This is a genomic window from Anaerococcus lactolyticus ATCC 51172 (assembly GCF_000156575.1).
Classification (GTDB): Bacteria; Bacillota; Clostridia; order Tissierellales; family Peptoniphilaceae; genus Anaerococcus; species Anaerococcus lactolyticus.
Genome location: NZ_GG666085.1, coordinates 1 through 509 on the forward strand (window position 1 = coordinate 1; position 509 = coordinate 509).

Here is a 509-nt window from a genome sequence, read left to right on the forward strand (position 1 = left end):
GCACCATCAAAAGAAAAATTTTCTTGAATAAATTCATTAAATCTATCTATATCAAATTCCATATTCTTTTTCCTCTAATAATATCATTTAAAGTTTTATCTGCCACATGGTTCACTATTATTTATTTCTTTTATATTATTATTTACTGCTAAATTCTCCCTATATCCCTTTAATTTATCCATAATAGATGTTTTTTCTTTCATTTCAAAATCTCCTATTTCCTGCACTTTACTATCTCTAAAATCAGCATCATTTCTATCTATTATTCCGTCTAAATCCATATCTTTAGATAATGGATCATAGAAGTTGCCATCATCATCTATTTCAAGTCCCATTACTTCTCTCAGTTTTTCTTCATTTACTGATACAAGCTCACTAAAATCCCAAAATCCAATAGATGTCTTTATCTGTACTAGCTCTTTTAAATCACTTGCATCTAATGGATCATAGGTGTATTGAAAGCTGTCAATTAGGTTCTTATCTACATAGGTGTTCATCTTGTAATTTAT

The 509-nt window shown here is 28.1% G+C and carries 1 pseudogene; it reads right to left on the bottom strand.

The features are described from left to right. Positions 1-95: 95 nt before the first annotated feature. Positions 96-509: pseudogene (locus HMPREF0072_RS10370) on the bottom strand (hypothetical protein); the annotation flags it as partial.